Source organism: Paraburkholderia panacisoli (assembly GCF_008369935.1).
Lineage (GTDB): Bacteria > Pseudomonadota > Gammaproteobacteria > Burkholderiales > Burkholderiaceae > Paraburkholderia > Paraburkholderia panacisoli.
On record NZ_VTUZ01000038.1, the window covers coordinates 46,586 to 61,566 of the forward strand.

Here is a 14,981-nt window from a genome sequence, read left to right on the forward strand (position 1 = left end):
CCCCTTAATGGGAAGAGGGAGGCGTAGTGCACCAAGGCGGGTAAATGCGCACGGGCAACACTGGCACGAGTAAGAGAAGGGCGATGGCAACACCTGCCATCACTCGATAGAGATCCGCCGAGGTCAGTACCAGCGCCTGCACGTGGATCCGGTGAGCAAGTTCGCCGATGCCATGAACCCGGTCGATGCTTTGGCCCGTTACAAGCGCGTGATTGCCCAGTTGATCCACGAGCACGTTGGAATGAAAACGTTCGCGGCCCGTACCCAGCCCTTCGATGAGACCCGTTGCCACGGCCGCTGAAAACGTTTTGATCGAATTGAACATCGCCGAGGCAAAGGGGCCGTCTGTCGGTGGCAAGCCTGTGGTGACACCCATCAGGATCGCGAGGATCACCATCGGTTGCGCGACGATCTGGATTGATTGAAGCAGGTAGAAGTTCTCGCGTATCCACTCGGATGTCATGAAGCTTCCCATCACGCATGTGATGATCATCAGGCATAACCCGCCGGCCATGACCCAACGATGATCGACCCGGCGCAGATTCAGGGCGGCCGCTGTCAGAGGCAGCACGATCAGCAGCGGGATCGCGACCAGCAACGACAGGGGCGCAGTTTGCAATGGCCTGTATGCGTGAACCCTGGCCAGATATTGGCCGGGTATCGCCGCGACGCCGACCAGCAGGATGACTGCGCCTATGAGCGTCGTCAGTCCGTGCGCAAAGTTTCTGCGCGACAGCATTTGCAGCTTGAAAAAAGGCAGCGGATGAAACCACTCGTTGACAAAGAATGTTGCCAGCAGCAATCCGCCACCCAGGAACATCACGCGAATGAACTCCGAGTTGAACCAGTCAAGACGATCGCCTTGTAGAAGACCGGTCACCAGCATGGCGACGGCTGGAAACCCCGTCAGAAAACCGCTCCAGTTGAATGCGCCGAGCCGTTCGAGTTTCAGCGGATCTGCCGGCAGTCCGCGCACAATCGCCACGCAGCTGATGATGCCCAGCGGCACGATTTGCCAGAACGCCATTTGCCATCCGGCATACTCGGTCCATAACGCTGCGAGCGGTGTGCCGAGCGCCGGTCCAAAGGTTGCCGTGAGTGCGTATCCAGCGAGGCCGAATAGCTTCGCTCTGGGTGGAAGATAGCGCAGCGCCACGATGATCAGCATCGGCGGAAGGCAACCACCGGCAATGCCTTGCATCACACGCAACACGTAGAGCGTCACCAGGTTCGGTGCGAACGGGCAAAGAATTCCAAGCAGCATCGTCGCGAGTACGGCGCCTATCGTGAAGCGCTTGAGCGTGAACGTGATCCCAAACCACGGAGCAAACACCATCGTGGCGACATTGGCCGCTTCGAACAGCGTGGTCAGCCAGGTTCCATCGTCATGCCCAATCGACAGCGCACCCTGAATGTCGGCCAGCGACACTGCGGTGACCTGTTCGTTGAGAATGGCCAATAGCGACGCGAGCAGCATCCCAACGAGGCCTGACGCAAGCCGAAGCGTCAGCGCTGGGTGTTGTTTGGGCGCCGGCTGCGCGGGAGCCTGTGTCACCCGGGCCGGCAGGGCTGCCGGCGCCTGTGCGACGGCCAGCGCTTGCGTTCCGCTTGCCGAGGGGTTGCCAGTAGTCATGGGAATCCTGTTTCTACTCATGTTTCGATAGGATCAAATGTGGAGAGGAGGGGCAACTTTTGAAAGTCAAACCAGGTGGCGTCACGAGCCATTTCGTTGGCGAATCGTGCCAACGTCATGGCTTTTCGAAACACATGATCGTTCGTATTACGGAATGAATTGCACGCCAGTCGAACCTCGTATCCCAACCTCGATCAACTCCGCGCAGGCCGCACTTCTTCAAAGTATTGCGGCGCTTCCCTGCGATCAAACATTCCGTATTCCCTGACGACCCGGATACTGCGCAGACGCGAATCGGCCGCGATCACCGCGTCGCGCTCGAACGTCTCAAATGCGGCCTGATCGAGCCACGTCGCCACCACGATCACGTCGCCGGGCACCAGCAGTGCGTCGAATACGTCCCATGAAACGAGGCCAGGCGCACTCAGATCGACGCCGAGCGACTCCACAACCTGTTCTGCACCAGCCTGCTTGAGCCATTCCGGCGAGCATTTCGCATCGAGCAGCATCACCGCTGTGCCCTGGCCTGTCTCAGTGACGTCCAGACGTTGCTCGAGCAGGACTTGTCCTGCGGGCAGGTGGGTGTCGCTCACGATCTGGCCAATGCGCAGGCGATAGTCGGAAAATATCCGATCGCGCGCAGCTTGCTGGATCTTGTGATGCGCTGTCGTGGTACGCCAGCGCACCAGAGACTTCTCGTCGCGCCAGCTCGACAGCGAAAGAAGCCATCCTGGGCGTGTCAGACTGGCATAGCGGGTGTTGTCGATAAACCCCTCGACCTTATCGAGTTCGGGGCGCAACATTCTGGCCATGCCGAGATAAGCGTCGAACTGTTCGCGAATGGGATTGACTTCAAGCATGGCGGAAAACATGGACACCTCTTTGGTTTGATTGGCTACACGACGTGATCTGGTGAGCGCGCAACCCGGAACCGTTGGCCGATTCGTCGCTGCATCGCCCACGCCTGGCGATCGGAGTCATTGTCCGGGATCGGTCGAATTCATAGGCGCCCAAGCGAGTGAGTATTGGGCCAATGAGTAAGCGATTTTTGCCAAATCGCGATTCGCAGCCAGATAACCATCACGGCGCGAAAGAGTCTTTTTCGAAAGGGGCAAGACCGGTGTTACGGTCTTGAATGAATCGGAGATCGCTTTCCGGCATTCCGGAAGCATTCTATGTTGGCCAATTTGGGTCTTCTATTAGCCATTCGGTCATGCAAGCCGTCACCAAGCCGATCACAGCGCATAAGATCGATCTGTGTAGATGCGGTAATCCAGGTGGGAAGTGAAATGGACAAATTACGTGAGATGGAGGTTTTCGTTGCCATCGTCGACCGGGGCAGTTTTACCGGTGCATCCGACAAACTCGGATTGTCGGCCCCTGCGGTGTCGCGGGCGGTTCATTCTCTGGAATCGCGCCTGGGCACCCATCTGCTCGCGCGGACGACCCGGTCGGTTCGTCCGACAGACGCGGGCATGGCCTACCTCGAAGCCTGCCGGAAGGTGCTGGACACCATCACGGACGCAGAAGCCAATATTGCAGCAGATCCACTCCATCCCGTCGGCACGTTGACCGTTTCCGCCCCCGTCCTGTTTGGCCAGCGGTATGTGGCGCCGCTGGTCGACGCGTTCCTGTTGCGCTATCCGGATGTCAGTGTCAACGCGGTGTATATCGATCGAACCACGCGGCTTCTGGAAGAAGGTGTGGACATTGCGATCCGCATCGGGCACCTCGGCGACTCGTCGGCATTTGCCATTCCATTGGGCTCCGTGCGGCGTCGGACGTATGCGGCGCCCTCTTATCTGGCCGCGTATGGAGAGCCTCTCCATCCGAAGGAGTTGACGCAGCACCACTGCGTATCCTTTACGGGCGTCTCGGCTCCGCTCGAGTGGGTGTTCAACGACAACGGTTCGAGGCTGTGTGTCAGACTTCAGCCAAGGATGATTGTCGACCTTGGAGCGGCTGCCGTTCTTGCGGCCGTCGACGGCGTGGGGATCATCCAGTTGCTGTCATACCAGGCAGCGCCTGAAGTAGACGATGGCAGGCTCCAACCTGTGCTGACGTCATTCGAGCCTGAGTCGACCCCGGTGAACCTGCTTCATGTGGAGCGGCGAAGCACGAGCGGCAAGATTCGCGCGTTCGTGGAACACGCGACCGACACGCTGCGCAAAAACGCGCATCTTCAGGGCGTGGACGCAATGGCAACGCGAGCTTCCCGGTAGGCAGTAACCAGCGCGTCGAGGTCGAACGCTCTGTTCAGTCCGCTTGGATTGGGTAACACCCACGCGTGTGCGCCGCCGAATGGCTCTGCCTGTCGTCCCCATTCGATGTTGCGCGCGCCGGTGATGGCCGAGAAAGCCATCTTGCCGAGGAAAGCAACGTATCGTGGCGCGTAGTGCCCGATCTTGCGCCGAAACGCGTCGCCAGCCAGTTCGATCTCCGAGCGCGATAACTCGGCGGCGCGCGCGGTCGCTCGCGGGACCACGGTGGTGAGACCGCAACCATATTGAATAACCGTGTGGTCGTCTTGCGGACGAATCTGTTCCGGCGTAAAACCTGCAAGATGCAGGACCCGCCAGAACCGGTTGTTTCTGCCTTCAAAGTGATGACCTGTCGACGCCGCGCGCATACCCGGGTTGATTCCGCAAAATATCACCGACAGGCCCGGTTCCAGAAGATCAGGAAGCGAGGGCAGGCATTGAAGTGAATCGACGTCAGTCACAGCGCAGAGAGTTGTTGAAAAGCAACTTGCCTGTCGACACCGGTATTTGCCCACGGCTGATTGCCGGGCTCGCCGCGGAATCGTTGGCGATACTGTTTGGGCGTGACGTCCAGACGCCGGGAGAAGGTCGTGCGCATATGGGTGGCGCTGCGGAAACCGCATTGAAACGCGACGGTCTTCAGCGGTGCATCGGTGTCTTCGAGCAACTTTCTCGCGGTGTCCACACGAACCTGCTCGACAAATGCGGACGGCGTCACCTTCGCATACTTTGCGAATACTCTCGAGAAAGTGCGCCGACTCACCGCCACTGCGCCCGCGAGTTGTTCGATCGATAGCGCGTCGGTTATATGCTCAGTCACATAGCGATGCACCTTGCCGATGATCGGATCTTCGTCCCTGCCTGTCCCCATGTACGGGCTGTACTGCGACTGGCCGCCTTCACGCTGGATGTAAACGACAAGACGCTTGGCGACACGCACCGCCAGTTCATGCCCCCAGTCCTCGGCGACCAGTGACAGGCACAGATCGATGCCGGCCGTCACGCCTGCCGATGTGAAGAGGCGTCCGTCACGAACGAAGATCTTGTCGGGCTGCACACATGCCTGCGGGAATTCGTGGGCGAGGCGGCCCGCGTCCGCCCAGTGCGTCGTCACTTCCTTGCCGTCGAGCAGTCCCGCATGGGCAAGCACGAATGCGCCATTGCAAACGGAGCCGAACCGCGTCGCGTTTCGTGCCTGATTTTGCAGCCAGGCCAGGAAGTCGCCGGACGGTTGAGCGTCGGGCAGATGTGGGCCGCCTGCGACCAGCAGCAGGTCCCATTGCGTGTCGACATCCGTATAGCCGAACGGCACCGAAAGTTGCATCCCGTTCGAACAGGTCACCGTGCCGGCGTGAGGGCCCACAAGGGAAACTTCGTACTTCTGCTGTTCGGAAAGGATCGTGTTTGCTTCCGCAAACACGTCGAGAGGCCCCGCAACATCGAGCGCCTGCACACCATCGAATATGACAATGGCGACTTTCATGCCGTGACCTTCGTGAAGTTGGTAGGCCCGTTCCCGATACCGGCGTCTTCGGCTGGCCTCACCCGAGTGACCGGAGCGAGCCGACAGGCCTGTATTGACGAGCGACGACCGAGCTTACCGCAATCGCCTGAAAACGGGGATGCATGGGCCGGTAATTGTCTTTTGCATCCGTGTAATGAGTGAGCGCTGGCGGGGCCGTTGGCCCAAATCTCGCGTTGATTGGCCTGGTATCGCGGCAGCCTCGTGTTTCTTCTCGCGAGCCGGCTGATTAGACTCGGTTTCATGGACGCGGCACCAGTCGCCTCGCCCGACATGGCAGTTTACGTTGATACGGACGGAGTGAGAACACATGCATGTTGCGATGATGCTTTACGCAGGATTTCGTCTGCTGGAAGTGACGGGTCCGATGGACGTCTTCCACGAAGCGAACCGTCTGTGCGGCGCGGCGTTGTACGAGCAGCATCTGGTGGGTCCGTCGCCGGGGCCCGTCCTGTGCTCGAATGGCGTGGCCGTGGGGACGACCGATTGCCTGTCGGATGCACATGCCTCATTCGATATCGTTGTCGTGCCTGGCTCTCCGGTCGTGGGCTCTGGTCAGGAGCATCGCGCATTGGTGGACTGGCTCAGTGACACGGGACGCAGCGTGCGAAGGCTCGCGTCGGTGTCCAACGGGGCTTTTCTGATTGCGCGCGCGGGTCTTGCCGACCATCGTGCGTTGACCACGCATTGGCGCGACGCGCACCGTCTGTCTGCTGAATATCCGCTGGTGCACGTCATCAGCGATCAGCGCTACATGCGGGACGGCAACCTGTACTCGTCGCGGGGTGTCAGTGACGGTATCGAGGTGGCATTGGCTCTGGTCGGCGAGGACATGGGTGAATCGTTTGCCAGACGTATTGCAACGTCATTGTCTACGCAGCGCACCTGAGTGCAACTGAGCGTAAAGAGTAGCCCGCTTGCAATGATGCGGTGGGCTGCTCTTTGCGCTCGGTTCATTTCGCGAGCACCGGTCATGGCCCAGATCCAGCTCAATTTGGCCCGTACGTCACCGCAAGAAAAGACCGCACCGTTGCAATTGTTGGCAGAATCGTTATGTCCTTTCTCACGATTCACCCAGAAGAAAAGCCCTTCATAAGCGTGCTCGATGGACCAGGCGAGCGACGGAGAACCCGTCTGAGTGATCGTCCATAAGCGGGTGTCGAACATACGCTGTTCTCGAGTCGGAAAGGAAATCGTCCTTTGATTGTGGACGCTGCTGCAGGCAGCGCCGATTTACCCGAGAGCCAACTATGACCCGAAACCCCAACATTGCTTCACCAGCCGATCTGGCGCCAACGAATCTGAATGAGACGCTGTCGGGGGCCGACATCATCTTGCGTGTACTGGCCGAGCAGGGTGTCGACACGCTGTTTGGGTATAGCGGTGGTGCGATTCTGCCGACGTACGATGCCGTATTTCGCTTTAACGAAATGAACGCCGCGCATCCCGAGCGTCAAATCCGGTTCGTCGTCCCTTCCAACGAACAGGCTGCGGGCTTCATGGCCGCGGGTTATGCGCGAGCCAGCGGCAAAGTGGGCGTTTTCATGGTGACTTCCGGCCCAGGCGCGACCAACGCCGTGACGCCTATCGCTGACTGCAATGGCGATTCGATACCGGTTGTCCTCATCTGCGGACAGGTGCCGCGTGCAGCGATCGGCAGCGATGCGTTTCAGGAAGCGCCCGTCTTCAACATCATGTCGGCGTGCGCGAAGCACGTGTTTCTGGTAACCGATCCGACCAGGCTCGAGCCAACACTGCGAACCGCCTTCGAAGTTGCCCGCAGCGGCCGACCTGGCCCGGTGGTCGTGGACGTGCCCAAAGATATCCAGAACTGGACGGGCCCCTATCACGGACAAGGAACGCTGCATTTTCGCGGCTATTCCGATCGTCTGCGGATGGTGGCGAAAGCTGCGCGTCTGGAAGAGGAAAAGGCCACCGCCTTCTTTGATCTCCTGCGGCAGAGCAAGCGGCCGCTGCTCTATATCGGTGGCGGTGTGATCACGGCTCGCGCGACTGCCGAGCTTCGCGAGTTCGCCGAGCGACACGGCATTCCGATTGTGACGACGCTCATGGGTCTCGGTGCGATCCCTGCCAGGCATCCACTGTGTCTCGGCATGCTCGGCATGCATGGTGCAGCTTGCGCAAATTACGCAGTTGAAGACTGCGACTTCCTGATCGCGGTGGGCGCCCGATTCGACGATCGCGTCGCCGGCGGCCGGCCTGAAACATTCGCCCCTGCTGCGCGCCATGTCGCTCACATCGATATCGACGAAGCGGAGATCAACAAGGTCAAACGCGTGCACTGGAGTCATGTGGGCGATGCAAAAGACGCGTTACGGTCTTTGATGGACCACAGTCCAGCGCCGCTGCCTGGTTTGGACTGGCTCGATCGCGTGATGGAACTCAAGCGCTCGTATGGAATGAACTACGACCGGAACAATCCCGTGATACAGCCGCAGCTGGTTGTGGAAAAACTCAGCGAGATCACGGGCGGACGGGCAATCATCAGCACGGGGGTCGGCCAGCATCAAATGTGGGCGGCGCAGTTTTTCTCGTTTGTCGAACCTCGAAGCTTTCTGACCTCTGGAAGTATGGGAACGATGGGCTTCGGGCTGCCTGCGGCGATTGGCGCGCAGCTGGCGCGACCGGACGCGCTGGTGATCGACATAGACGGCGATGGGAGCATTCGGATGAATGCCGGAGAACTCGAGACCGCAAGCACCTACGGCATCCCCGTCAAAGTGTTGCTGCTCAACAATCGCGGTGACGGAATGATCCGGCAGTGGCAGCGTCTCTTTTATGAAGGGCGGATGTTCGTCAGCGACAAGTCGTTGCACCGCAAGGACTTTGTGATGGCGGCACAGGCCGATGGCTTTGAATTTGCCCGTCGCGTTCAAACGGCCGGCGAACTTGAGGCCGCACTGAAAGCCTTCGTGGAATTTGACGGACCGGCCTTCCTCGAGGTGATCATCGACGAAAACGCCGATGTATTTCCCATGGTGGGTCCGGGCCAAAGCTACTCGCGAATGATCACGGGTCCCTTTATTTCGTCGCGAACCGGGCGGGAAACGCAGATTCAGTCTGCGGGACCGAGCAGTGCGCCAGATATGTTCTAACGAAGATGAACTCGTGTTCGTCGACACCCATGTTTGATGAAGATCTGATTCATAAGGCGCTCGCCAACCCTTTCCGACGCGAGATCTTGAGGTGGTTAAAGGCGCCAGACGAATACTTCGTGCGGGGACCTACCAATCCTGGCTGCGGAGTGCCGGCGAACGCAATCCACGCGCGCAGCGGGCTGTCCCAGTCGAGCGTCTCGGCGCATGTCGCGGTTTTGCTCGACGCGGGACTGCTTGTTTCGACTCGCTTCGGGCAATGGATGTTTCTATCGCGGAATGAAGAGGTTATTCGTGCCTTTACGGCACATATCAGGTTGCATCTGTAACCACTGTCTTCAGGTGCTGCCAGCGTTAATTCTCTACTGGAGAAGTGTCATGAAATTTTCGATGAAAGACGAAATTCGCTCTGACGATGTTGCGTCTATCGAACATGTGATGAAGAGCGTCGATGCCGACGCGAAGGTCAACGTCGACATCGGCACGAGAACGGTCAGCGTTGACTCATGGTTGATGCCCGAAGAGTTTCTGATTGCATTCGCCGACGAGGACTACGACGTGAGGATTGCCGAAGCGTAGCCACGCATTTGACGTGATGGCCAGATATGGACGGAGAATGTCCCAAATCCGTCGCAGCTAGCGTCTCTATAGAGGCCCGCAAAACATACACTGTTTTTATCAGCGACCAGGAGGTTGCTGATCCTGGCGAGCACAGGGACCTGGTGGCAGAAGTCACGAGGTTTTGCACAAGTTGACGTGGACCGGATGGCACCGGATGTTGCCTCCTTCCGTAGTCGGATCTTTGTCTTCGTGTACCTGTGAAAGCATTGGCGCGGCCTGGGCGGCAACGGGTGCAGCCCTCGCTGAATTGTGACAGATACCGGGCGTGAGCCCGACTGAGGACGAAGTCATCATGATGATGCGGAACCGGAATACCTCCTTTCTGTTTGGAGGCAATGCTCCTTATGTGGAGGAACAATACGAGGCATACCTTGCTGATCCGAACACGGTGTCGGATGAGTGGCGCGGGTATTTCGACGCGTTACAAGGTGTGCCGGCGGTCGATGGATCGGATGCAGACGACGTCGCGCACGCGCCGGTCGTGTCACGGTTTGTCGAGTTGGCGAGGCAGACGCGGGCCGGCGGGCGTTCGGAGAGCGATGTACTGAGTTTCGCCCGGAAGCAGGTTGCCGTGCAGGCCTTGATTTCGGCCTATCGGATGGTCGGTACCCGCAATGCGCATCTGGATCCACTGCGCTGGACCGCCCCGGTGCCGGTGCCTGAATTGAATCCCAGCTACTACGATCTGTCCCATGCGGACATGAGCACGAAGTTCAGCATGTCGGGGGCGTATTTTTCGGAAGACGATGCAACGCTCGGCGATTTGATGGAGGCGCTGAGAGGGACGTATTGCGGCACGCTGGGTGCTGAGTTCGTGCATCTGGCCGATCCGGCGCAGCGTGACTGGTGGGCAATGCGTCTCGAATCCTCGCGTTCAAAAACTACCCTGGATCGCGGTGACAAACTGCATATTCTCGAACGGCTGACGGCTGCCGAGGGACTCGAAAAATACCTGCATACCCGCTATGTCGGGCAGAAGCGCTTCTCGCTCGAGGGTGGCGAGTCGCTCATTGTCCTGCTCGATGAGCTGGTTGCGTATGGCGCCACGAAGGGCGTCAAAAGCTCGATTCTCGGGATGGCGCACCGCGGACGTCTGAATGTTCTTGTCAATATTGTCGGGAAGCCGCCGGCCGCGCTGTTCGACGAATTCGAGGGGAAAACCGCGAATCTCCTTCCGGCAGGCGACGTTAAATATCACAAAGGCTTTACCGGTTTGCTCCCGACGGCGAGTGGGCCAGCGGAAGTGACACTCGCGTTCAACCCGTCGCACCTTGAAATCGTCAATCCGGTTGTTCAAGGTATTGCTCGCGCGCGCGCCGAAGTATTGGGGCAAGGGGCGAGTGCGGTGCTGCCGGTGGAGATCCACGGCGATGCCGCGATTTCGGGGCAGGGCATTGTGATGGAGACGATGAACCTGTCGAATACCCGGGGCTATGGCACGGGCGGCACGATACACGTGGTGGTGAATAACCAGGTGGGCTTCACCACGTCCGACCCGCGAGATGTCAGATCGTCGTTCTATTGCACCGACATTGCCAAGATGATCGAGGCACCGGTGCTGCATGTGAACGGCGACGATCCCGAGGCGGTTGTCGCCGCCACGCGCCTCGCCATCGATTTTCGTGCGACGTTCCAGAAGAGCGTCGTTATCGATCTGGTTTGCTTCCGCCGTCATGGTCATCAGGAACAGGACACGCCGAACATTACGCAACCGTTGATGTATCGCTCGATCGCGGGGCACCCTGGCGTCCGAACTCTCTACGCGAGAAAACTGGTGGACGCTCAGATTCTGACGGCGCAAGACGTGGAGAAATATGTTCACGACTACCGCGAACGTCTCGACGCTACGCAAACCGCCGAAGAGAAGAAGCCGATCGATCAGACAAGCGAAGAGGTGAGCTGGCCGCAACTGCTCGATGGAAACGTGGGTCGTATCTATTACGCACCGCCGTTGATGGATCTCGTTCAGGAACTCGCGCTAAGAATCACCAACGTTCCCGATCAGTACTTGCTGCATCCGCTCGTCGCAAGGGTGATGTCGGCCCGTCGCGAGATGGCAGAAGGCAAGCGTTCGCTGGACTGGGGCATGGCCGAGCACATGGCGTTTGCGTCCCTTCTTTCCGCGGGTATCGATGTTCGCCTGAGTGGGCAGGACAGCGAACGCGGCACGTTCAGCCATCGTCACGCGGTACTCCACGATCAGAAGCGGTCGATTCGCGCGGAGGGCACGTTCATCCCGCTGCACCATGTGTCGGAGACCCAAGGGCGTTTCTCGGTCACCAACTCGGTTCTGTCGGAAGCCGCAGTCCTGGGATTCGAGTACGGGTATTCGATTGTTCGACAAAACTCGCTCGTTTTGTGGGAAGCGCAGTTCGGCGACTTTGCGAACGGGGCACAGGTTGTGATCGACAACTTTCTGTCTGCGGGCGCGGCCAAGTGGGGGCAGCATAGTGGTGTCACGATGCTGCTTCCGCACGGTCAGGAAGGGGAAGGGCCGGAACACGCGTCGGCGCGCCTGGAGCGTTACCTGCAGCTGTGTGCGCAGGACAACATGCGAGTCGTCCAACCCACGACGCCGGCACAGTTTTTCCATCTGCTGCGGATGCAGGCCGTGCTGCACGATCGCGTTCCGCTTATCGTGATGACGCCAAAGTCGCTGCTGCGCCACCCGGAGGCTGTCAGTAGTCTCGATGAGCTCGCTACGGGCCGATTCAACGAGCTTCTGGCCGAATCGCCTACGGACGAAGCAGCGTCCAGAGTCGAGCGCGTGATCCTGTGCTCGGGTAAGGTCTACTTCGAACTTCTGGAGCGTCGTCGTCAGTCCGGTAAAGACAATATCGCGTTGATTCGCGTGGAGCAGTTGTATCCGTTCCCTGCGAAGCGGATCAGCTTGGAACTGGCACGCTATCCGAATCTGAAGAGCGTCGTCTGGTGTCAGGAAGAGTCGAAAAACCAGGGGGCCTGGCATTTCGTCATGGAACAACTGCTGGAAATCGTGAAGGCACCCGCGGCGCTGCGTTATGTCGGGCCGGAGGCGACCGCCTCGACCGCGCCGGGCTATCGGTCGTTGCACGCTGCGCGTCAGGAGAAGTTTCTGCGCGAGGCGATTGACGAGTAAGTGGGCAGCGAGGGCGAATCGGAGACGATGCCGCTGGTTCGCCCTGGCAATCAAGATCGACCACGCGTTGACCGCCACGAAGGCACTCATCTGAACGACAGAAGCTATCAGCGGCGTGGATTGGGGCAAATACACCACCTCTACTGCCACCTCCTGCTTGTTACACTAGGAACACAAGGCCGCCGGCACTGATGCTGCGCCGGTTCATTGAAGCGCCAAAGACGTCGGTCCATAAAATACAGGAGGAGCACTTAAATGACGCTTTCGACGAGAAAATTGGGTCGCACCGGCTGGAATGTGTCGGAAATCGGTTTTGGGGCATGGGCGATCGGTGGCTCATGGGGCGGTGTCGCCGAAGACGACGCCAAGGCCGCGTTAAACGCGGCGCTCGATAACGGCGTGACTTTCATCGACACGGCCGACGTCTACGGCGACGGTCGGTCGGAGCGGATCATCCGGGACGTGTTGCGGCAACGAGGCGGCGAGCGTCCCGTGGTGGCCACCAAGCTCGGGCGCCGGCTCGACCCGCATGTGACCAGTGGCTATACGAACCGGCGTGAGCTCGCGGGTTTCATCGACCGGAGCCTGTCGAACCTTGGCGTCGATACGCTCGACCTCGTGCAATTGCATTGCCCGCCGACGGAGGTTTACTACCATCCCGAGGTGTTCGACGCGATGGACGAGTTTGTCGCTGCCGGCAAGATCCGCTTCTACGGCGTGTCGGTCGAAAAGGTCGAGGAAGCGCTGAAGGCGATCGAGTATCCCAATGTGGTCTCGGTGCAGATCATCTACAACATGTTCCGTCAACGTCCTGCCGAATTGTTCTTCAGGGAAGCGCAAAAGAAAAACGTTGCGGTCATTGCGCGAGTCCCTTTGGCGAGCGGCATGCTGACCGGCAAGATGTCCGCGGATTCGGTTTTCCCGTCAGACGACCATCGTGCTTTCAATCGCCATGGCGAGGCGTTCGATGTCGGCGAAACGTTCTCCGGGGTGCCTTATGACACCGCGTTGAAAGCGGTCGACGAACTGCGTGGCCTTGTACCGGTAGATGCCTCCATGGCGCAACTGGCGCTTCGCTGGATCCTGATGGAGGATGCCGTCTCCGTCATCATTCCGGGCAGTAAAAACGCGGCCCAGGCGGCGTCGAACGTCGCGGCTGCAAACCTCGCTCCACTGTCTGATGAGGCAATGCAACGCGTCCGGGACGTCTACGAGCGACATATCGCGCCTCAGGTTCACCAGCGCTGGTAAAGAGGGCGTGGGTCTGCCGTCGTGCTGGTCGGCAAAGAGCCGTGCATCTGAAGAGGGCGATCTCCAGGCAGAGCGGCGCGATGAGGGCCAGCATGAGCGCAACCCCGATTCGCGTCACCGGGAGGCGGCAGTCTTTTTCCTACCCGATGACGGACTCGGCGACTTAAGGCGCGCATCGCGCGTTTGCGGATTGGCACCCGCCTTCGAATAGCGCGCCCAGTCCATGGCTCGCCGCATGACGATGCCATCATTATTCGCTCACAGCGCATTATGATTTTCCATCTGGACGCATTGTGTCGATGGCCGGCAAGAGTAATCTCGCATCAATTCACGATGCCGCTCCAACTCCGGCGCGACCAATATCAGACAAATCATGAGACAACTCCAGCTTGCCGTCGCCGGCGCTGGCCTGATCGGCCGGCGTCACATCGAACTGATTCAGGACAGCGACCGCTGCCGGCTGGCCGCCATTGTCGATCCGGGGCCCGGTGCCGCTGAAGTTGCCGAAACCGCCCACGTCCCCCTTTATCGCTCGCTCGGCGAACTCTTCGAAAAGCATCGGCCCGACGGGGTGGTGCTTGCGACGCCGAATCAGTTGCATGTCGACCAGGCGCTTGAGTGCATCGCCGCGCGCGTTCCGGCGCTGATCGAAAAGCCGGTCGCGCACACGCTGAATGAGGGCGAGCGCCTGCTCGCCGCATCCCGGAACGCCGGTGTGCCGCTGCTCGTCGGCCATCATCGCGCGCATAGCCCGGTGCTCGCGAAGGCGCGCGAGATCATTCAGCAAGGGCAACTCGGCAAGCTGGTCGGCGTGATGGGCAGCGCCGTGTTCTACAAGCCGGACGATTACTTCGACGCTGCGCCCTGGCGGCGTCAGGCAGGCGGCGGCCCGATCCTGATCAACATGGTTCACGAAATCGGCAATCTGCGCTCGCTGTGCGGCGAGATCGTCGCCGTGCAGGCGCTGTCGTCGAATGCAACGCGCGGGTTTCCGGTCGAGGACACGGTCGCGATCAATCTGCGATTCGAGAATGGTGCGCTCGGCACCTTCCTGCTTTCCGATACGGCGGGGTCCGCGCGCAGCTGGGAACAGACATCGCGGGAAAACAGCAGCTATCCGAGCTATGACGACGAAGATTGCTACGTGATCGCGGGCGACATGGGCTCGCTGTCCGTGCCGACGATGCGCGTGAAGCGCTACGCAAGCATGCAGGACCGCTCATGGTGGAAACCCTTTGAAACCGGCGTGGTTGAGATCGACCGCGCGGACCCGCTGAAGCGGCAACTCGCGCATTTCTGCGACGTGGTCGCCGGGATTGCGCAGCCGCTCGTCACCGTCTACGACGGTTTGCAGAACCTGCGCATCACCGAGGCGATCGCGAACGCGGCCCGCACCGGTACCGTCGTCGATACCGGGCGCGCGAGCGCGATAGTCTGAGTGAGCGCGCCAGCACAGGCA

12 protein-coding genes are annotated in these 14,981 nt (G+C 59.7%); 8 read left to right on the forward strand and 4 right to left on the reverse strand.

What is annotated here, in order from left to right; all coding sequences use genetic code 11:
- Positions 1-4: 4 nt before the first annotated feature.
- Together FVF58_RS37775 and FVF58_RS37780 are read right to left on the reverse strand one after the other, a co-directional pair.
- On the reverse strand, positions 5-1,633 hold the full coding sequence (locus FVF58_RS37775) for an MFS transporter (protein WP_149674776.1): 1,629 nt from the start codon (positions 1,631-1,633) through the stop codon (positions 5-7).
- Between the two features lie 194 nt (positions 1,634-1,827).
- On the reverse strand, positions 1,828-2,505 hold the full coding sequence (locus tag FVF58_RS37780; protein ID WP_149674820.1) for an antibiotic biosynthesis monooxygenase family protein: 678 nt from the start codon (positions 2,503-2,505) through the stop codon (positions 1,828-1,830).
- Positions 2,506-2,922: 417 nt separating this feature from the next.
- Here FVF58_RS37780 and FVF58_RS37785 point away from each other — a divergent pair, with 417 nt between their 5' ends.
- Positions 2,923-3,855 (forward strand): LysR family transcriptional regulator, encoded by a 933-nt coding sequence (locus FVF58_RS37785; protein ID WP_149674777.1) that lies wholly within the window; start codon positions 2,923-2,925, stop codon positions 3,853-3,855.
- On the opposite strand, the gene mug is transcribed toward FVF58_RS37785, so the two are convergent.
- Both mug and FVF58_RS37795 read right to left on the reverse strand, forming a co-directional pair.
- A complete protein-coding gene (gene mug, locus FVF58_RS37790) occupies positions 3,816-4,355 on the reverse strand; it encodes a G/U mismatch-specific DNA glycosylase (RefSeq protein ID WP_149674821.1) in 540 nt (179 codons plus the stop codon). The genes FVF58_RS37785 and mug overlap by 40 nt on opposite strands.
- The gene (locus FVF58_RS37795) at positions 4,352-5,377 is read right to left on the reverse strand and encodes a GlxA family transcriptional regulator (RefSeq protein ID WP_149674778.1); all 1,026 of its coding nucleotides are present in this window, start codon (positions 5,375-5,377) and stop codon (positions 4,352-4,354) included. The genes mug and FVF58_RS37795 overlap by 4 nt, the downstream gene beginning before the upstream one ends.
- A 349-nt stretch (positions 5,378-5,726) precedes the next feature.
- Between FVF58_RS37795 and FVF58_RS37800 the strand changes: the two genes are divergently transcribed.
- The 7 genes from FVF58_RS37800 (at position 5,727) to FVF58_RS37830 (ending at position 14,960) form a co-directional block, all read left to right on the forward strand.
- Positions 5,727-6,305 (forward strand): AraC family transcriptional regulator, encoded by a 579-nt coding sequence (locus FVF58_RS37800; protein ID WP_149674779.1) that lies wholly within the window; start codon positions 5,727-5,729, stop codon positions 6,303-6,305.
- 361 nt (positions 6,306-6,666) lie between these two features.
- The gene (ilvB, locus tag FVF58_RS37805; protein WP_149674780.1) at positions 6,667-8,532 is read left to right on the forward strand and encodes a biosynthetic-type acetolactate synthase large subunit; all 1,866 of its coding nucleotides are present in this window, start codon (positions 6,667-6,669) and stop codon (positions 8,530-8,532) included.
- Positions 8,533-8,561: 29 nt separating this feature from the next.
- Positions 8,562-8,861 carry an ArsR/SmtB family transcription factor gene (locus FVF58_RS37810; RefSeq protein ID WP_149674781.1) on the forward strand — a complete coding sequence of 100 codons (300 nt, stop codon included), beginning with the start codon at positions 8,562-8,564 and terminating at the stop codon, positions 8,859-8,861.
- A gap of 49 nt (positions 8,862-8,910) precedes the next feature.
- Positions 8,911-9,111, forward strand: coding sequence for a copper chaperone (locus FVF58_RS37815; RefSeq protein ID WP_149674782.1), 201 nt, complete (start codon positions 8,911-8,913; stop codon positions 9,109-9,111).
- Between the two features lie 334 nt (positions 9,112-9,445).
- Positions 9,446-12,271: a 2-oxoglutarate dehydrogenase E1 component gene (locus FVF58_RS37820; protein WP_149674822.1), complete on the forward strand. Its 2,826-nt coding sequence runs from the start codon at positions 9,446-9,448 to the stop codon at positions 12,269-12,271.
- A gap of 255 nt (positions 12,272-12,526) precedes the next feature.
- Positions 12,527-13,522: an aldo/keto reductase gene (locus tag FVF58_RS37825; protein WP_149674783.1), complete on the forward strand. Its 996-nt coding sequence runs from the start codon at positions 12,527-12,529 to the stop codon at positions 13,520-13,522.
- Positions 13,523-13,895: 373 nt separating this feature from the next.
- On the forward strand, positions 13,896-14,960 hold the full coding sequence (locus FVF58_RS37830; RefSeq protein ID WP_149674784.1) for a Gfo/Idh/MocA family protein: 1,065 nt from the start codon (positions 13,896-13,898) through the stop codon (positions 14,958-14,960).
- The last annotated feature ends 21 nt before the right edge of the window (positions 14,961-14,981 follow it).